Raw genomic sequence first — 18,649 nt, forward strand, 5'->3', positions numbered from 1 at the left:
ACCTCACCTGGTGCAAGGAATGTTCGAGAACTTCTTGATCCGCCCCGACAGCCTGCGCAACGAGGTCCGCGACGGCCGGACGGTGGGCTTCACGCTCGCCGTCCGCCACGCGAACTACCGCGGCTGCTACCTCTCCCTCCACAACGGCTACTACCTCGCGGTCGACGGGACCGAGTACCCCACGACCGCCCAGACCTTCGAGATCAACGCCCGGCCGCCCCGGACCTTCGACGAGATCCGCACCGCCGTCCACGAGCACTGGGACTACGACGACGAGGCGGTCCTGCACGTCGCCGCTCCCGGCGGACTTGCTCCCGGCGTGCACGAGGTCCGCTTCCAGCAGTCCGTCCTGGCCGCCTACGGCTACCTGCCGACCGACGAGGAATGGGTGCGGAACCCGCCGAAGCCGGGTTCCGGAGCGGGCTCCGACAAGACCCCGGAGATCGTCGCCTACGCCCTTCCCCTGACCGAGCCGAGCGAGCCGACCATGACCGAGCCGACCGTGGCCGAGCCGACCGTGACCGAGCCGGAGAAGACCCGATGACCATCCAGCGCGGGGTGTCCCTCTACAGCTACCAGCAGTCCCAGTTCTTCGGGGAACTCAGCCTCGAAGAGCAGATCCGCGAGGTCGGCCGGAACCTCGGCGGCGCCGACGGCATCGAGCTGATCGACGAGATGTCCCTGCGCTACCCGGAGCCGGGCGAGGACTTCCGCCGCCGGTGGTTCGCGTGGATGGACGCCTACGGCACCAGGCCCGTAGCCATGGACGTCGGCATGGACGTCCTGCAGTTCCGGGACCACGTCATGACCTACGAGGAGTGCGCGGACCGCCTCCGCCACGACATCCGGCTGGCCAAGTCCCTCGGCTTCGCCAACGTCCGGGTCCTGTCCGTCGTGCCCGTCGAGATCCTCGTCGCGGCCCTGCCGCTGGCCGAACAGCTCGACATCCGGCTCGGCAAGGAGATCCACCAGCCCATGAGGCTGGAGGGCCCCGAGGTCGGCGACCTCCTCGACATCGTCGAGCGCACCGGCACCAGGCACCTCGGCATCGTGCCCGACCTGGGCATCTTCCAGTTCCGTCCCTCGGAGGTCCAGCTGGCCTGGCTGGAACGCCGTGGCGCCCGGCCCGAGGCCTCCCGGGCGTCCGTGGACCTCGCCCTGGACATCCGCCGGGGCGCGGCCCCCTTCGACCTGACGGCGGTCCACCGCCACACCGCCGGCAACCTGCGCTCCGACTTCAACCGGTTCCTGAGCACCGGAGCGTGCGAACCCGCGTTCCTGGAGGTGTTCGAAGGGGTCGGGCAGTACACGCGCGACCGCGTCCAGGATCCCGCGGACATCGACTTCAGGACCGTGGCCGAGGCGCTGACGCTCTCCCGGACCTCCGCCGAGACGCTCCGCCGGATCGCCCCCCATGTCATCCACGTGCACGGCAAGTTCAACAACATGTCCGAGATCCCCGGCCGCCCCGGTCAGTACCAGGACATCGCCATCGACTACGACGCCGCGATCGGGGCGCTGAAGGCCGGCGGCTTCGACGGTTACGTCAACTCCGAGTACGAGGGGCAGCGCTACTCCCAGGACCGGGGCCGGGAAGACCTGATGGACGAGGTGGACCAGGTCCGCCGCCACCAGGAGATGCTGCGGAGGCTGCTGGCCGCATGAGCACCACGGAACCGACACCTCGCCTCGTCGCCTACGTCGGCAGCTACGGCAGCCCCTCCGACGCCGGCGCGGGCGGCATCACCGCGCTCGGCGTCAGCCGGGACGGCCGCGAGCTCACCCCGCTGAGCAGGGTCACCGAGCCCCGGGAGGCCGGTTACCTCGTCTACGCCCCGGCCACCCGCACGCTGTACGCGGTGGACGAGCGCAAGAACGACGGCAGGGGCCCGGTCGAGCCGCCCGCGAGCGTGCACGCCCTGTCCGTGTCCGCCGGGGACGGCAGCCTCACCCGGCTCAACTCCCGCCCCGCACCCGGCCCCCGGCCCACCTACCTCGCGCTCGACGAGCGCCGTGGCGTCCTCGTCTCCGCCAACCACGGCGACTTCGACCACGTCGAACACGTCTTCCGCGCGGACGACGGCACCTGGACGGTCGGGTACCTCTACGACGACTCGACCGTACTGCTCTACGGCCTGGAACCGGACGGCCGGATCGGCCCGCTCCGGGACGTACGGGTGCTGCCCGGCCACGGCCCGGACCCGAACTCCTCGCCGCAGGCCGGCGGCCACGCCCAGTCGAGCGCCCATGCGCACTGTGCGGTGGTCGACCCCTCGGGCCGGTACGTGCTGGTCGCCGACAAGGGCACCGACCGCATCCTCGTGCACGCGCTCGGCGACACGCTCGACCTCGTGCACACGTACACGTGCCCGCCGGAGACCGGCCCCCGGCACATCGCCTTCGACCCCGGCTCCGACCGGGCCTACGTCACCTGCGAGTTCGCCTCCGCCCTGGCCTCGTTCGCGTTCGACCGGGAGACCGGGCGGCTGTGCCCGGTCGACCGGGTCCCGACCGTCGCGCCGGACCACCGGGGCCCGAACGAACCGGCGGAGGTACGCGTCCACCCGAACGGCAGGTTCGTCTACGTCAACAACCGCGGAGAGGACTCCGTCGCCTGGTTCCGCGTCGCCGACGACGCCACGCTCACAAGGGCGGGAGACGTCCGCCTCGCCCGCTCCCGCCACCCGGGCCTCGCGGCCCGCAGCTTCGCCTTCGATCCGTCCGGCACGTTCCTGCTCGTCGCCGACCGTCCGGCCGACCTGGTGCGCTCGTACGCGGTCGACGGCGACGACGGGACGCTGTCCGCGCTGACGGAGGCGCATGTACCGCAACCGGCGTTCATCGCCTTCGCGGAGCTATGAGGTTGATTTTGCAAGGTTGATTCAATCAACGTTGACAGGATCTTCGTCAATGATGGACAGTCGAATCAAGTTCAGGGAGGGAAACGGAGGCAGGTCATGACCGTCAACAGGAGTGCGTCGCCCCTCGTCGAGGTGCCACGCGGGCTCGCCGGCGTCGTCGTCACGGACACCGAGGTGGGCGACGTCCGGGGGAGCGAGGGCTTCTACCACTACCGCCAGTACTCGGCGGTCGAACTCGCCCGTACCCGTGGCTTCGAGGACGTCTGGCACCTCCTGGTCCACGGCCGGCTCCCCGACCCGGCGCGCGCGGCCGTCTTCGCCGCCGAGACCGCCGCGCTCCGGCGCCTGCCCGCCGAGGTCCGGACGGCCCTGCCCGCGGTGGCCGCGGCGAGCCGCACGTCCGGCCCGCTGGCCGGCCTGCGCACCGCCCTGTCGCTGCTCGGCGCGGCCAAGGGATTCCGGCCGGTGTACGACATCGACGCGGACCGGCGCCGGGCCGACACGGTCGCCGCCTGTGCGGCCGTGCCGACGCTGCTCACGGCGCTGTACCGGCTGGAGCAGGGGCTCGACCCGGTGGAACCGCGCGAGGACCTGCCGTACGCGGCCAACTACCTCTACATGCTGACGGGCGCGGAACCGGACCCCCGGCGGGCGCGTGCGGTCGAGCAGTACCTGATCTCGACCATTGACCACGGATTCAATGCGTCAACCTTCACCGCACGCGTCATCGCGTCGACGGGCGCGGATGTCGCGGCCTGCCTCGTGGGTGCCGTCGGCGCCCTGTCCGGGCCGCTGCACGGGGGTGCGCCCAGCCGCGCACTGGACACCCTGGACGCGATCGCGACACCGGACCGGATCGACCCGTGGATCCGTGCCCGGGTCCTCGCCGGTGACCGCGTGATGGGCTTCGGGCACGCGGTCTACCGCACGGAGGACCCCCGTTCCCGCATGCTCCGCGAGATCGCCCAGGACTTCGGCGGCCCCCGGGTCGAGTTCGCCGTGGAGGTCGAACGCCACGTCGAGCGCATCCTCGCGGAACTGAAGCCCGGCCGCGAACTCCACACCAACGTCGAGTTCTACGCGGGCGTGGTCATGGAACTGTGCGGCCTGCCCCGGGAGATGTTCACCCCGACGTTCGCGGCGGCCCGCGCGATCGGCTGGAGCGCCAACATCCTGGAACAGGCGACGGACTCGAAGATCATCCGGCCGGTGGCGCGGTACGTGGGGCCGGAACCGGAGGTGACCGACGCCGTCGTCGCGTAGCCGGAACGGGGCGCGGTGTCCGGTCCGGTGGGATTTCCTATCCTGGACCGGCCCGCCACCCCGCCCGCGCGAAAGAGGCCCCCGTTGGAGCACCACCCCACCCCCCGGCAGATCCCGGTAGTCGTCCTCGCCGGATTCCTGGGGTCCGGGAAGACCACGCTCCTCAACCACCTGCTGCACCGCAGCGGGGGCAGCCGGATCGGGGCGATCGTCAACGACTTCGGGGCCATCGAGATCGACGCGATGGCCGTGGCCGGGGCCCTCGGCGACTCGACGGTCTCGCTCGGCAACGGGTGCCTGTGCTGTGCCGTCGACGCCAGTGAACTCGACGTCTACCTGGAGCGGCTCGCGGGCCCCGGCACCGGTGTCGACGTCATCGTCATCGAGGCCAGCGGTCTCGCCGAACCCCAGGAACTCGTCCGGATGCTGCTCGCCAGCGAGCATCCCGGCATCGTCTACGGCGGCCTCGTCGAGGTCGTCGACGCCGCCGAGTTCCACGACACCCGTACCAGGCACCCCGAGATCGACCGGCACCTCGCCCTCGCCGACCTGGTCGTCGTCAACAAGATCGACCGGGCCGAGCAGGGCGGCGAGCGCGTCCTCGCGCTGGTGCGGTCGCTCGCCGACCGGGCCGCCGCCGTCGTACCGGCCACCTACGGCCGTGTCGACCCCGAGTTCCTGTTCGACTGCCGGCCCGGCGAGGAGCGCATCGGCCAGCTGTCCTTCGACGACCTGCACGACCACCACCACGGCGGTGGCGACGGCGACGCGCACGCGGGACACCTGCACAGCGCCTACGACAGCCTGTCCTTCACCTCCGCGCCACCCCTCGACCCCCGTCGGCTGATGGCCTTCCTCGACAGCCGTCCCGAGGGGCTCTACCGGATCAAGGGGTACGTCGACTTCGGGCCGCACGACACGGGCAACCGGTACGCCGTGCACGCCGTGGGGCGGTTCCTGCGGTTCTACCCGGAGGCCTGGGGACCCGGCGAGGAACGGCTCACGCAGCTCGTGCTGATCGGCTCCGGCATCGACGCGGCCGCGCTCCGCAAACAGCTGGAGGCGTGCGCGAACGACGCCCCGCACGCCGACGAGCACGGCATGTGGGGCGTCCTGCGCTACGTCCAGGGCCTGGCGGAGGGCCCCGACGGCGACCTGTACGACGGGTACGGGGCCTAGACCGGGCCCGCCACCACCGACACCGTCTTCGTCAGCGACACGCCGGAGCCGTCGCGGCGCGGGTCGATCTCCGGGAGGTCGACCGGGGTGCCGTTCTTCTGGGCCGCCTTCGCCGGGACCGGGCCCGCCCAGGCGAAGGACAGGCAGTCCTCGCCCTTCAGGAACCGCTGGCAGCGCACGCCGCCGGTGGCCCGGCCCTTGCGGGGGTACTGGTCGAACGGGGTCAGCTTGGCCGTCGTCTGCACCGAGTCGTCGAGGGTGCCGCGCGAGCCGGCCACCGTGAAGACCACCGCGTCGGCCGCCGGGTCGACCGCGGTGAAGGAGATGACCTTCGCGCCCTCGGTGAGCTTGATGCCCGCCATACCGCCCGCCGGCCGGCCCTGCGGCCGCACCTGGGAGGCCTGGTAGCGCAGCAGCTGCGCGTCGTCCGTGACGAAGACCAGGTCCTCCTCGCCGGTGCGCAGCTCCATCGCGCCGACGATCCGGTCGCCCTCCTTGAGGGTGATGACCTCCAACTCGTCCTTGTTGGACGGGTAGTCGGGCACCACACGCTTGACCACGCCCTGCTCGGTGCCGAGGGCGAGACCCGGCGAGGACTCGTCCAGGGTGGTCAGGCAGACCACCGACTCGCCGTCCTCCAGGGAGAGGAACTCGGAGAGGGGGGCGCCGCCGGCCAGGTTCGGGGCGGTCGCCGTCCGGGGGAGCTGGGGCAGGTCGACGACGTTGATCCGCAGCAGGCGGCCCGTCGAGGTGACCGCGCCGATCTCACCGCGCGCGGTCGCGGGGACCGCCGAGACGATGACGTCGTGCTTGGCGCGCCCGCCGTCGGTGTCCGCCGGGAACGGCTCGCCGTTCGTGGTGCGCGCCAGCAGGCCGGTCGAGGACAGCAGCACCCGGCACGGGTCGTCGGCGACCTGGAGCGGCACCACGGCCGCCGGGGCGCCGGACGCCTCCAGCAGGACCGTGCGCCGCTCGGTGCCGAACTTCTTGGCGACCGCGGCCAGTTCGGCCGAGACCAGCTTGCGCAGCTCCGCGTCCGACTCCAGGATCCGGGTCAGCTCGGCGATCTCCGCGGTGAGCTTCTCCTTCTCCGCCTCCAGCTCGATGCGGTCGTACTTGGTGAGGCGACGCAGCGGCGTGTCGAGGATGTACTGCGTCTGGATCTCCGACAGCGAGAAGCGCTCCATGAGGCGCTGCTTGGCCTCCGCGCTGTTCTCGCTGGAGCGGATCAGCCGGATGACCTCGTCGATGTCGACGAGGGCGGTGAGCAGGCCCTCGACCAGGTGGAGGCGGTCGCGGCGCTTGGTGCGGCGGAACTCACTGCGGCGGCGGACCACGTCGAAGCGGTGGTCGAGGTAGACCTCCAGCAGCTCCTTGAGGCCCAGGGTGAGCGGCTGGCCGTCCACCAGGGCCACGTTGTTGATGCCGAAGGACTCCTCCATCGGCGTCAGCTTGTAGAGCTGCTCCAGGACCGCCTCCGGCACGAAGCCGTTCTTGATCTCGACGACCAGGCGCAGCCCGTGCTCGCGGTCGGTGAGGTCCTTGACGTCGGCGATGCCCTGCAGCTTCTTGGCGTTGACCAGGTCCTTGATCTTGGCGATGACCTTCTCGGGGCCGACCGTGAAGGGCAGTTCGGTGATGACCAGGCCCTTGCGGCGGGCCGTCACCGTCTCCACCGTCACCGTGGCCCGGATCTTGAAGGTGCCGCGGCCCGTCTCGTACGCGTCCCGGACGCCCTCCAGGCCGACGATCCGGCCGCCGGTGGGCAGGTCGGGGCCCGGGACGTGCTTCATCAGCGTGTCCAGGTCCGCGTTCGGATAGCGGATCAGGTGGCGGGCGGCCGCGATGACCTCGCCGAGGTTGTGCGGCGGCATGTTCGTCGCCATGCCGACGGCGATCCCCGACGAGCCGTTGACCAGCAGGTTCGGGAACGCGGCGGGCAGTGCCACCGGCTCCTGCTCCTGGCCGTCGTAGTTGGGCGCGAAGTCGACCGTGTCCTCGTCGATCGACTCGGTCATCAGGCTGGTCGCCTCGGCCATCCGGCACTCGGTGTACCGCATGGCGGCCGGCGGGTCGTCGTTGCCCAGCGAGCCGAAGTTGCCGTGGCCGTCGACCAGTGGGACCCGCATCGAGAACGGCTGGGCCATGCGCACCAGCGCGTCGTAGATCGACGAGTCGCCGTGCGGGTGCAACTTGCCCATGACCTCGCCGACCACGCGCGCGCACTTCACGTAGCCGCGCTCGGGACGCAGCCCCATCTCGTTCATCTGGTAGACGATGCGGCGGTGCACCGGCTTGAGGCCGTCGCGGGCGTCCGGCAGGGCGCGCGAGTAGATGACCGAGTACGCGTACTCAAGGTAGGAGCCGCGCATCTCGTCCACGACGTCGATGTCGAGGATCCTCTCCTCGAACGAGTCGTCGGGCGGCGGGGTCTTCGTGCTGCGGCGGGCCATCGCTGCCGGCTCCTTGCTCATGCGTGAACGGGATCTGACGCGGACCATTGTGGACCGCGGTACTGACAACCCGGGCCAGGACCCGGTCTCCGCGGCCCGCCCCGGTGCCCGTGAGCCGCCCTGAGCGCGGCCCGGAGACATTCGAGGCGGTCGGACGCAGGCTACGCGATCCGCCCGCACGATCCGCTGTGGGCGTACGTCGTGCGGGAACTTCGCCCGGCCCCCGCACGCTTGCATACAGTGGCAGGACCGGTAGAAAAACCGCGGTTCGGGACCGCTTCCGCGAGCGAAGGGACGTACATGCCCATGGGTCACACGACCACGGCCGAGACAGGCTCCGGAGGCCTGGCAGCGACCGAGCACCGCTTGGCCAACGGTCTGCGCGTGGTGCTCTCCGAGGACCACCTGACCCCGGTCGCGGCGGTCTGCCTCTGGTACGACGTCGGTTCCCGGCACGAAGTCAAGGGCCGTACCGGCCTGGCTCACCTTTTCGAGCACCTGATGTTCCAGGGCTCCGCGCAGGTGAAGGGCAACGGCCACTTCGAGCTCGTCCAGGGCGCCGGCGGCTCGCTCAACGGCACCACGAGCTTCGAGCGCACCAACTACTTCGAGACCATGCCCGCCCACCAGCTGGAGCTCGCCCTCTGGCTGGAGGCCGACCGGATGGGCTCGCTGCTCGCCGCCCTGGACGACGAGTCGATGGAGAACCAGCGCGACGTCGTCAAGAACGAGCGCCGCCAGCGCTACGACAACGTCCCCTACGGCACGGCCTTCGAGAAGCTGACCGCGCTCGCCTACCCGGAGGGCCACCCCTACCACCACACGCCGATCGGCTCGATGGCGGACCTGGACGCGGCCACCCTGGAGGACGCGCGCGCGTTCTTCCGCACCTACTACGCGCCCAACAACGCCGTTCTTTCGGTCGTCGGCGACATCGATCCGGAGCAGACGCTCGCCTGGGTCGAGAAGTACTTCGGTTCCATCCCGGCGCACGACGGCAAGCCGGCTCCGCGCGACGGCTCGCTGCCCGACATCATGGGCGGGCAGCTGCGCGAGGTCGTCGTGGAGGAGGTCCCCGCACGGGCGCTGATGGCCGCCTACCGGCTCCCGGAGGACGGCACGCGCGTGTCCGACGCGGCCGACCTGGCGCTCACCGTCCTCGGCGGCGGCGAGTCCTCCCGCCTCTACAACCGCCTGGTGCGGCGCGACCGTACGGCCGTCGCGGCCGGCTTCGGCCTGCTGCGGCTGGCCGGGGCGCCCTCCCTGGGCTGGCTGGACGTGAAGACCTCCGGTGACGTCGAGGTGCCGGTCATCGAGGCCGCCATCGACGAGGAGCTCGCCCGGTTCGCCGAGGAGGGCCCGACGCCCGAGGAGATGGAGCGCGCCCAGGCCCAGTTGGAGCGCGAGTGGCTGGACCGGCTCGGCACCGTCGCGGGCCGCGCGGACGAACTGTGCCGCTTCGCCGTCCTGTTCGGCGACCCGCAGCTCGCCCTGACCGCCGTCCAGCGCGTCCTGACGGTCACCCCGGAGGAGGTCCAGGAGGTCGCCAAGGCCCGCCTGCGCCCCGACAACCGCGCGGTGCTCGTCTACGAGCCGCTGTCCGCGGAGTCCGCGGAGCACACCCAGGAGGCGGGGCGCGGCGAGGACCCGGAGCAGGAAGCCACCGTAGAGGCCGGCAACGAGAACGAGGAGACGGCCAAGTGACCGAACTCGCCACCATGGACTTCCACCCCCAGCCGCAGCCGGGCGAGGCCAAGCCCTGGGCCTTCCCGGCCCCCGAGCGCGCCACCCTGGACAACGGCCTGACCGTGCTGCGCTGCCACCGCCCCGGCCAGCAGGTCGTCGCCGTCGAGGTGCTCCTGGACGCGCCCCTGGACGCCGAGCCGGCCGGTCTGGACGGCGTGGCCACCATCATGGCGCGCGCCTTCTCCGAGGGCACCGACAAGCACTCCGCCGAGGAGTACGCCGCCGAGCTGGAGCGGGCCGGCGCCACCCTGGACGCGCACGCCGACCACCCCGGCGTCCGGATCAGCCTGGAGGTCCCGGCCTCCCGGCTCGCCAAGGGCCTCGGGCTGCTGTCCGACGCGCTCAGGGCGCCCGCCTTCGCCGACAGCGAGGTCGAACGGCTGGTCCGCAACCGCCTCGACGAGATCCCGCACGAGCTGGCCAACCCCAGCCGCCGGGCCGCCAAGCAGCTCTACAAGGAGCTCTTCCCGGCCGCCACGCGGATCTCCCGCCCGCGCCAGGGCACCGAGGACACCGTCGAGAAGATCGACGCGGCCGCCGTACGGGCCTTCTACGACCGGCACGTCCGCCCCGCCACGGCCACCGCGGTCGTCGTCGGCGACCTGACCGGCATCGACCTGGACGAGCTGCTCGGCGAGACCCTGGGCGCCTGGCGGGCCGCCACCGGGCAGCCTCGCCCGGTCCCGACCGTGACCGCCGACGACACCGGCCGGGTCGTCATCGTGGACCGTCCGGGCGCCGTCCAGACCCAGTTGCTCATCGGCCGGGTGGGCTCCGACCGGCACGACCGCGTCTGGCCGGCCCAGGTGCTCGGCACCTACTGCCTGGGCGGCACCCTCACCTCCCGCCTGGACCGCGTCCTGCGCGAGGAGAAGGGCTACACCTACGGCGTCCGCTCCTTCGGGCAGGTCCTGCGGTCCGCCCCCGACGGCACCGGGATCTCGATGCTCGCCATCAGCGGCTCCGTGGACACCCCGAACACCGGCCCGGCGCTGTCGGACCTGTGGACGGTGCTGCGCACGCTCGCCGCCCAGGGCCTCACGGACGCCGAGCGCGACGTGGCCGTGCAGAACCTCGTCGGGGTGGCGCCGCTCAAGTACGAGACGGCGGCGGCCGTCGCGGGCACCCTGGCCGACCAGGTCGAGCAGTACCTGCCCGACGACTTCCAGGCCACGCTGTACCGGCAACTGGCCGCCACCGGCACCGTGGAGGCCACCGCGGCGGTCGTGAACGCCTTCCCGGTGGACCGCCTGGTGACCGTCCTCGTCGGGGACGCGGCGCAGATCAAGGAGCCCGTGGAGGCGCTCGGGATCGGCGAAGTCACGGTCGTCGCCGCGGAGTAGCGGCACGCGCGTGTGCGGAGCCCTGGTGACCTCCCGGCCACCAGGGCTCTGGAATGTCCGAATTGGGGCGGAGGTTGCCTGTCTGCCCTGTGGGATACGCGACAAAAGCAGTGATCCGTTTGAGCATCGAAGGCGGGTCCTCGTAGGTTCTTCCGGGCTGTCCGTCAGGCATCGCGCCGCGTCCGCGGCACCGGACAGCCATCGCCGAGTCCCCGTACGGCGCGAGCCAGGGGAGCCGGGGACCCACGCAGTCCCTGGGGTGAATCGGGTGCCCGCGCGTGTCGCGAGGGGGCCCGTAGGAGACCTTCCTGCTCCGAACCCGTCAGCTAACCCGGTAGGCGAGAGGGAAGGAAAGGACCAGCCACTACATGGCGTTCATGTGCGCCTCCGGGAAGCACCGTCGTCCCGGCCGGGTGAAGCGCACCACCGCGCAGGCCGCCGGTATCGCGGCCCTCACCACCACGGGTGTCATCAGCACCGTCTCGGCCGCTCCGGCGCTCGCCGCCGAGAACTCCGTCGAGCAGACCGGCCTCACCCCGGTCATCACGATCAGCGACTCCGTCGCCGAGCAGATCGACGCCCAGGCGGCCGCGCAGCAGGCCGCCGCCGACCGCAAGGCCGCCGAGGAGGCCGCCCGCAAGGAGGCCGCCGCCGAGGCGAAGAAGGAGCGCGCGGCCGAGGTGCGCGCCGCCCGCGCGGCCGAGCGTAAGCGCCTCAACACCTTCGTCGCGCCGATCAGCGACTCCTACGTCTCCACCGGCTACAAGACCGGCGGCTCCCTGTGGTCCTCCGGCGCCCACACCGGCATTGACTTCCACGCCGCCGGCGGCACGGTCGTGCACGCGGTCGGCACCGGCACGGTCGTCTCCACCGGCTGGGGCGGGGCGTACGGCAACGAGATCGTCATCAAGATGGCCGACGGCATGTACACCCAGTACGGCCACCTCTCGTCCATCGGCGTCTCGGTGGGCCAGAAGGTCACCCCGGGCCAGCAGATCGGCCTCTCCGGCTCGACGGGCAACACGACGGGACCGCACCTCCACTTCGAGGCCCGTACGACCCCCGAGTACGGCTCCGACGTCGACCCGGTCGCCTACCTCCGCAAGCACGGCGTGAACGTCTGACGGAGCTGGACGCGGGTCCGGCGCCGAGACCGACGGGCCGAGCGTGCTGTGCCGGGTGCGGGTGCGTGGGGGTTGCTCGCGCAGTTCCCCGTGCCCCTGAAGGGGCGCTGCGCGTAACGTCCCTGAAAGGGGCGCGGGGAACTGCGCGACCAGCCACGACGCACCCGCACCCGACCACCAGGGCGAACCCGGCGGGGCAACACGCTGGCGGCCCGGCGACGACAACCCGTGAGATCTTCGGAAGCCCCGGCCCACCGCCGGGGCTTTCGTCGTTTTCGTGCCCCCACTGTCCAAAATATATCCCTGGATTCCGGCCCCCCGTCGGAAATTGCGGCTCATTGCAATAGAGTCACGGAACGAGCGCCACTCGGCGGCGTTTCACGGGGATTAAGGCGGAGGTCGGTCATGCGTATTCCGGCGCACTCGGTATGCACGGCGATCCGGGACGACATCGTCGCGGGTGTCTACGAGCGCGGCAGCCGGCTCACCGAGGAACTCCTGGCCCGCCGCTACGGGGTCTCACGCGTCCCCGTCCGTGAGGCCCTGCGCACCCTGGAGGCCGAGGGCTTCGTGGTGACGCGCCGGCACGCGGGCGCCTGCGTCGCCGAACCGACCGAGCAGGAGGCCGCCGACCTGCTGGAGATGCGCATGCTCCTGGAGCCGCTGGGCGCCTCCCGGGCCGCCCAGCGCCGCACCGAGGCCCACCTCAAGGTGCTGCGCGGACTGGTCAGGCTGGGGCAGGAGCGGGCCAGGCGGGGCAACAGCGAGGACCTGCGCTCCCTGGGCGGCTGGTTCCACGAGACCCTTGCGCAGGCCTCCGGCAGCCACGCCCTGACCTCGACGCTCACCCAGCTGCGCCACAAGATCGCCTGGATGTACACCGTGGAGACGCCCGCCAACCCCGTGGAGTCCTGGGCGGAGCACGGCGCCATCGTGGACGCGGTGGCGCGCGGCGACGGCGACCGCGCCCGGGCGATCACGGCCCTGCACACCGAGCGCTCCACGGTCTCCCACCGGCTGCGATTTCCCGGCGCCGCCGAACGGGCGAACGGTGTGAGGACTTCGCAACATCCCGTAAACATGTCGGGCCTGCGGCATTAACACGCGCGCCGTATACAAAGAGGTGTTATTCGGCGGGGCGTATTTTTGCTGCCCGAATTCACGCGCGCCGGGAATTCGCGGTCGCGCTCTCCGTGTGTGCCCGCGGTAAAGCCGGGCGCCGGAGTTCTTCACAAAGTCAGGGGCGGGCCGCCGTAAAGGGATGCGCGGCCCGGTCGTGAAGTCATGTGCGGCCGTCATGGAATTGCGGCACATGACGGGCGGCCCGGTACGGGCGGCGCTGAGACGGTGCGGCCGGGCGGCGGGGAAACGGCGGGGCCGCGCCGCCCCCGGTGGGAGTGGCGCGGCCCCGGACGTGCGGGCGCCGGGCGCTCAGACGGTCTCGGGGAGCTCCTCGAGACCCTCGGCGACCAGCTTGGCCAGGCGGTCGAGGGCGGCGTCCGCACCCTCGGCGTCGGAGGCGAGGACGATCTCCTCGCCGCCCTGGGCGCCCAGCCCCAGGACAGCCAGCATGGAGGCCGCGTTGACGGGGTTGCCCCCGGCCTTGGCGATCGTCACCGGGACGCCTGCGGCCGTGGCGGCTCGGACGAAGATGGAAGCGGGGCGGGCGTGGAGGCCCTCGGCCCAGCCGACGTTGACGCGGCGCTCAGCCATGTGATGCTGCCCTTCGGTGTTCAGGGTTGTCTAGACCAGTTTCCCATATCGTGAAGCATGCCCGGAGTGGACATGGATCCCTCCGGGTGTGTCGCCGGACCGCGGCCTCGGTCCGACGTACGTCCTCCACAGACTGCCTCGCACCGTTGCCGGACGCGAGCCGTACTCTGGGGCCCATGCAGACCCCGGCGGACCCGCAGGACCGGCACGAGTACCCGTCCCACTGGGAAGCTGACGTGGTGCTGCGCGACGGGGGTACCGCGCGCGTCCGGCCCATCACCGTCGATGACGCCGAGCGCCTGGTCAGCTTCTACGAGCAGGTCTCGGACGAGTCGAAGTACTACCGCTTCTTCGCGCCCTACCCCAGGCTCTCCGCCAAGGACGTCCACCGCTTCACGCACCACGACTTTGTGGACAGGGTGGGGCTCGCGGCCACCATCGGCGGCGAGTTCATCGCAACCGTACGCTATGACCGCATTGGCCCCGGCGGGACGCCCGCCTCCGCGCCCGCCGACGAGGCCGAGGTCGCCTTCCTCGTCCAGGACGCCCACCAGGGCCGGGGGGTGGCCTCCGCCCTCCTCGAACACATCGCGGCCGTGGCGCGCGAGCGCGGGATCCGCCGCTTCGCCGCCGAGGTGCTGCCCGCCAACACCAAGATGATCAAGGTGTTCATGGACGCGGGCTACACCCAGCAGCGCAGCTTCGAGGACGGTGTCGTCCGCCTGGAGTTCGACCTGGAGCCCACGGACCGCTCCCTCGCCGTGCAGCGCGCCCGCGAGCAGCGCGCGGAGGCCCGTTCGGTACGACGGCTGCTGGCTCCCGGTTCGGTGGCCGTGATCGGGGTCGGCCGCACGCCCGGCGGGGTCGGCCGCAGCGTCCTCGGCAACCTCCGGGACGCCGGTTTCACCGGCTCCCTGCACGCCGTGAACCGGGCCTTCCCGGACGATCTCAAGGAGGTCGACGGGGTGCCCGCGCACCGCTCCGTGCGCGACATCGACGGCTCTGTCGACCTCGCGGTCGTCGCCGTACCCGCCGAGCATGTCCCCGAGGTCGTCACCGAGTGCGGCGAGCACGGCGTCCAGGGGCTCGTCGTCCTCGCCGCCGGGTACGCGGAGAGCGGCCCCGACGGCCGTGAGCGCCAGCGTGCGCTGGTCCGGCAGGCGCGCACGTACGGCATGCGCATCATCGGCCCCAACGCCTTCGGGGTCATCAACACCGCGGACGGCGTCCGGCTGAACGCCTCCCTCGCACCCGAGATGCCCCGTCCCGGCCGCATCGGCCTGTTCGCCCAGTCCGGCGCCATCGGCATCGCCCTGCTCTCCCGGCTGCACCGGCGCGGCGGCGGGGTGACCGGCACCACGGGCGTCTCCACCTTCGTCTCCTCCGGCAACCGCGCGGACGTCTCCGGCAACGACGTCCTCCAGTACTGGTACGACGACCCCGAGACCGACGTCGTCCTCATGTACCTGGAGTCCATCGGCAACCCGCGCAAGTTCACCCGCCTCGCGCGGCGGACGGGGGCGGCGAAGCCGCTGGTCGTGGTGCAGGGCGCCGGGCAGGCGCCGCCCGGCCACGCGGTGCGGGCGACGCGGCTGCCGCACGCCACGGTGTCCGCCCTGCTCAGGCAGGCCGGGGTGATCCGCGTCGACACGATCACCGAACTGGTCGACGCGGGGCTGCTGCTCGCCCGGCAGCCGCTGCCGGCCGGGCCGCGGGTGGCGATCCTCGGCAACTCGGAGTCGCTCGGGCTGCTGACGTACGACCGGTGCCTGGCCGAGGGCCTGCGGCCGGCCCGGCCGCTGGACCTGACCACGCGGGCGACCGCGGGGGACTTCCACCGGGCGCTGGCGCAGGCGCTGGCCGACGAGTCGTGCGACGCGGTGGTCGTCACGGCGATTCCGACGATCGGGGAGGGGGCGGTGGGGGACGCGGAGCTGGCGGAGGCGCTGCGGTCGGCGGCCGAAGAGGTTCCGGGGAAGCCGGTGCTCGTGGTGCACGTGGAGCTCGGGGGGCTGGCCGAGGCGCTTTCGGCCGCGGGCCGTACCGCGCCTGCCGCGAGTGCGACGGCACCCGGCACCGGTGGCGGTGCCCACCCGGTCCGCCCTGCGGAACGCCCGCCCACCGAGGTGCAGGCGAAGCCCCCCGCCCCCCGGACCTCGCGCCCCTGCTCCCGCCTCATCCCCGCCTACCCCGCCGCCGAGCGGGCCGTCCGGGCGCTCGCCGAGGCTGTGAAGTACGCGCAGTGGCAGCGAGAGGCCGCCGAGCCAGGGAAGGTGCCCGGGTACGACGACATCGACGAGCGGGGCGCCGCCGAGCTGATCGGCGCGCTGCTCGAACGCGGCGAGGGGCTCACCATCGGCGTGGAGGAGACCTGCCGGCTCCTCGGCAAGTACGGCATCGGCGTGCACCGCGCACTGCCCGCCCCCACCCCCGAGGCCGCCGCCGACGCCGCCCGCGCCCTCGGCTACCCCGTCGCCCTCAAGGCCACCGCCCCCCACCTGCGCCACCGCGCCGACCTGGGCGGTGTACGGCTCGACCTGGCCGACGAAGAGCAACTGCGCCGGGCGTACGACGAGTTGAGCGAGCTGTACGGGCCGCCCGAGGAGCTGCGGCCGGTGGTGCAGCGGATGGCGCCGCGGGGTGTCGACACCGTCGTACGCGCCGTGATCGACCCGGCCGCCGGGGCCGTGGTGTCCTTCGGTCTCGCCGGGGCCGCCTCGCAGCTGCTCGGCGACATGGCGCACCGGCTGGTTCCGGTCACCGACCGGGACGCCACCTCACTGGTGCGGTCGATCCGGACCGCGCCCCTGCTGTTCGGCTGGCGCGGCTCGGCCCCCGTCGACACGCCCGCCCTGGAGGAGCTGCTGCTCAGGGTCTCCCGGCTGGTCGACGACCACCCCGAGGTCGTCGCGGTCACCCTGGAGCCGGTCGTCGTCGCCCGGCAGGGCGTGAGCGTCCTGGGGGCCACTGTGCGCCTCGCGCCACCGCCGGCCCGCGACGATCTGGGCCCCCGCACCCTGCCCGCCTACTGACCCGCCCGCCGGCCGGGACGAACACCCGCACGCCCCGGCGGCGTTCGACACGGCCGTGCGCGACGGCGGCGGCGCCGGACGCGGCCGCGCACGACTGGCCCGGGTCCCCTTGACCACGGATTAGGATGGACGCCATGGCCAAGACCAGTACGACGACCCAGGGGCTGCGTGTCGCGATCGAGCGCAGCGGCTACTACCCGGCCCTCGTGGCCGAGGCGGTGGAGGCCGCCATCGGCGGCGAGCCGATCCGGTCGTACCTGGTCCACCAGGAGACGACGTTCGACCAGAACGAGGTGCGGCGGCACGTGACCGTGCTCGTCCTCACCGGCAACCGCTTCATCGTCAGCCACACCGACGAGCAGGCCGCCGACAGCACCTCCCCGACGCCGTACGCCACCACCTCCACCGAGTCGGTCAAGCTCGGCCGGATCTCGTCGGTCGTGGTGAGCCGGGTCGTGGCCAACCCGGAGCAGTACACGCCGGGCACCCCGCCCCGCGAGATCGTGCTGACCATCGGCTGGGGCGCCGTCTCCCGCATCGACCTGGAGCCCGCCGCCTGCGGCGACCCCAACTGCGAGGCCGACCACGGCTACACCGGCAACTCCACCGCCGACGACCTCAGCCTGCGGGTCAGCGAGGCAGGGGACGGCCCGGAGACGGTGCGCCAGGCGCTCGCCTTCGCCCAGGCCATCTCCGAGGCGACCGCGGACGTCGCGCACTGATGGCGTACGCCGCCTGGGACCATCCGGAACCCCTCGCCCTCGGCTCCGCGCCGCTGCCCGAGTACGGCAGCGGTTCCCTCGCCGACCTGCTGCCCACCCTGGCCGCCGGCATGGCCGTACCCGGCATGACCGCGTCGATCACGGAGCTGACGCCCGCCGACCGCAACTGCGTCTTCCTGATCGACGGGCTCGGCTGGGAGCAGATCAAGGCCCACCCGGACGAGGCGCCCTACCTGACCTCGCTGCTCGGCAGCTCGCGCGGCGGCACGGGACGGCCGATCACCGCCGGCTACCCGGCCACCACCGCGACCTCCCTCGCCTCCGTCGGCACCGGCCTGCCCCCGGGCGCCCACGGCCTGCCCGGCTACACGGTCCGCAACCCGGCCACCGGCCAGCTGATGAACCAGCTCCGCTGGCAGCCCTGGTCGGACCCGTTCGCCTGGCAGCCGTACCCCACCGTCTTCCAGCTCGCCGCCGACGCCGGGGTGCACGCCGCCCAGGTCTCCTCCCCGACCTTCCAGCACACCCCGCTCACCAAGGTCGCGCTCAGCGGCGGAACGTTTCACGGGCGGCTGACCGGCGAGGAGCGGATGGACCTCGCGGCGGAGCAGCTCGCCGCCGCCGACCGTGCCCTGGTGTACACGTACTACGCCGAACTGGACGGCGCCGGGCACCGCTACGGCGTGGACTCCGACACCTGGCGCGGCCAGCTCATGCACGTCGACCGGCTGGTGCAGCGGCTCGCCGAGCAGCTCCCGGCGCGCAGCGCGCTGTACGTCACCGCCGACCACGGCATGGTCGACATCCCGTTCGACGAACAGCACCGCATCGACTTCGACGAGGACTGGGAGCTGAAGGCAGGCGTCGCCCTGCTCGGCGGCGAGGGCCGGGCCCGGCACGTCTACGCGGTGCCCGGCGCCGCGAACGACGTCCTGACCTGCTGGCGTGAGGTGCTCGGTGAGCAGTTCTGGGTGGCCTCGCGGGACGAGGCGATCGCGGCGGGCTGGTTCGGCCCGCCGGACCGGTTCGAGGCGCGGGTGTACGAGCGGATCGGCGACGTGGTCGCGGCCGCGCACGACGACGTCCTGATCATCGCCTCCGAGCGGGAGCCCAAGGAGTCGGCGATGGTCGGCAACCACGGCTCGATGACCCCCGCCGAGCAGCTCGTGCCGCTGCTCGAAGTACGCTCCTGACGTTCCGCCCCGTCCTGCCC

14 protein-coding genes and 1 riboswitch are annotated in these 18,649 nt (G+C 72.3%); of the genes, 12 read left to right on the top strand and 2 right to left on the bottom strand.

Going from position 1 to position 18,649, the window contains the following annotated elements; all coding sequences use genetic code 11:
* Positions 1-19: 19 nt before the first annotated feature.
* The 5 genes from ACFZB3_RS36150 (at position 20) to ACFZB3_RS36170 (ending at position 5,303) form a co-directional block, all read left to right on the top strand.
* Positions 20-544, top strand: a complete 525-nt coding sequence (locus tag ACFZB3_RS36150) for a DUF6379 domain-containing protein (RefSeq protein WP_391383349.1) — start codon at positions 20-22, stop codon at positions 542-544.
* Positions 541-1,665, top strand: a complete 1,125-nt coding sequence (locus ACFZB3_RS36155) for a sugar phosphate isomerase/epimerase family protein (RefSeq protein ID WP_391383352.1) — start codon at positions 541-543, stop codon at positions 1,663-1,665. Before ACFZB3_RS36150 ends, ACFZB3_RS36155 begins: the two co-directional genes overlap by 4 nt.
* A complete protein-coding gene (locus tag ACFZB3_RS36160; protein WP_391383355.1) occupies positions 1,662-2,861 on the top strand; it encodes a beta-propeller fold lactonase family protein in 1,200 nt (399 codons plus the stop codon). The genes ACFZB3_RS36155 and ACFZB3_RS36160 overlap by 4 nt, the downstream gene beginning before the upstream one ends.
* A 96-nt stretch (positions 2,862-2,957) precedes the next feature.
* The gene (locus ACFZB3_RS36165; protein WP_391383358.1) at positions 2,958-4,124 is read left to right on the top strand and encodes a citrate synthase; all 1,167 of its coding nucleotides are present in this window, start codon (positions 2,958-2,960) and stop codon (positions 4,122-4,124) included.
* A gap of 84 nt (positions 4,125-4,208) precedes the next feature.
* On the top strand, positions 4,209-5,303 hold the full coding sequence (locus ACFZB3_RS36170) for a GTP-binding protein (RefSeq protein WP_391383361.1): 1,095 nt from the start codon (positions 4,209-4,211) through the stop codon (positions 5,301-5,303).
* On the opposite strand, the gene ACFZB3_RS36175 is transcribed toward ACFZB3_RS36170, so the two are convergent.
* Positions 5,300-7,756, bottom strand: a complete 2,457-nt coding sequence (locus tag ACFZB3_RS36175; protein WP_391383754.1) for a DNA topoisomerase (ATP-hydrolyzing) — start codon at positions 7,754-7,756, stop codon at positions 5,300-5,302. The two genes, ACFZB3_RS36170 and ACFZB3_RS36175, sit on opposite strands and share 4 nt — an antisense overlap.
* 300 nt (positions 7,757-8,056) lie before the next feature.
* Here ACFZB3_RS36175 and ACFZB3_RS36180 point away from each other — a divergent pair, with 300 nt between their 5' ends.
* From ACFZB3_RS36180 to ACFZB3_RS36195, 4 genes are all read left to right on the top strand, one after another.
* Positions 8,057-9,460, top strand: a complete 1,404-nt coding sequence (locus ACFZB3_RS36180) for an insulinase family protein (protein ID WP_391383364.1) — start codon at positions 8,057-8,059, stop codon at positions 9,458-9,460.
* A complete protein-coding gene (locus ACFZB3_RS36185) occupies positions 9,457-10,845 on the top strand; it encodes an insulinase family protein (RefSeq protein WP_391383367.1) in 1,389 nt (462 codons plus the stop codon). Before ACFZB3_RS36180 ends, ACFZB3_RS36185 begins: the two co-directional genes overlap by 4 nt.
* Before the next feature lie 192 nt (positions 10,846-11,037).
* A riboswitch (cyclic di-AMP (ydaO/yuaA leader) is annotated at positions 11,038-11,201 on the top strand.
* Between the two features lie 12 nt (positions 11,202-11,213).
* Complete coding sequence (locus tag ACFZB3_RS36190) at positions 11,214-11,969, top strand: peptidoglycan DD-metalloendopeptidase family protein (RefSeq protein WP_391383369.1); 756 nt, start codon at positions 11,214-11,216, stop codon at positions 11,967-11,969.
* A gap of 405 nt (positions 11,970-12,374) precedes the next feature.
* A complete protein-coding gene (locus ACFZB3_RS36195; protein ID WP_391383372.1) occupies positions 12,375-13,070 on the top strand; it encodes an FCD domain-containing protein in 696 nt (231 codons plus the stop codon).
* Between the two features lie 330 nt (positions 13,071-13,400).
* Here ACFZB3_RS36195 and ACFZB3_RS36200 read toward each other — a convergent pair whose 3' ends face one another.
* On the bottom strand, positions 13,401-13,682 hold the full coding sequence (locus ACFZB3_RS36200) for an HPr family phosphocarrier protein (RefSeq protein ID WP_030563197.1): 282 nt from the start codon (positions 13,680-13,682) through the stop codon (positions 13,401-13,403).
* 176 nt (positions 13,683-13,858) lie between these two features.
* Here ACFZB3_RS36200 and ACFZB3_RS36205 point away from each other — a divergent pair, with 176 nt between their 5' ends.
* The 3 genes from ACFZB3_RS36205 to ACFZB3_RS36215 all read left to right on the top strand — a co-directional run bounded on the left by ACFZB3_RS36205 (position 13,859) and on the right by ACFZB3_RS36215 (position 18,629).
* Positions 13,859-16,714 (top strand): GNAT family N-acetyltransferase, encoded by a 2,856-nt coding sequence (locus tag ACFZB3_RS36205; RefSeq protein WP_391383376.1) that lies wholly within the window; start codon positions 13,859-13,861, stop codon positions 16,712-16,714.
* A gap of 125 nt (positions 16,715-16,839) precedes the next feature.
* Complete coding sequence (locus tag ACFZB3_RS36210) at positions 16,840-17,436, top strand: DUF5998 family protein (protein WP_391383379.1); 597 nt, start codon at positions 16,840-16,842, stop codon at positions 17,434-17,436.
* On the top strand, positions 17,436-18,629 hold the full coding sequence (locus tag ACFZB3_RS36215; protein WP_391383382.1) for an alkaline phosphatase family protein: 1,194 nt from the start codon (positions 17,436-17,438) through the stop codon (positions 18,627-18,629). The genes ACFZB3_RS36210 and ACFZB3_RS36215 overlap by 1 nt, the downstream gene beginning before the upstream one ends.
* Positions 18,630-18,649 lie beyond the last annotated feature (20 nt).

This window comes from Streptomyces sp. NPDC008092 (genome assembly GCF_042957285.1).
In the GTDB taxonomy this organism is placed as follows: Bacteria; Actinomycetota; Actinomycetes; order Streptomycetales; family Streptomycetaceae; genus Streptomyces.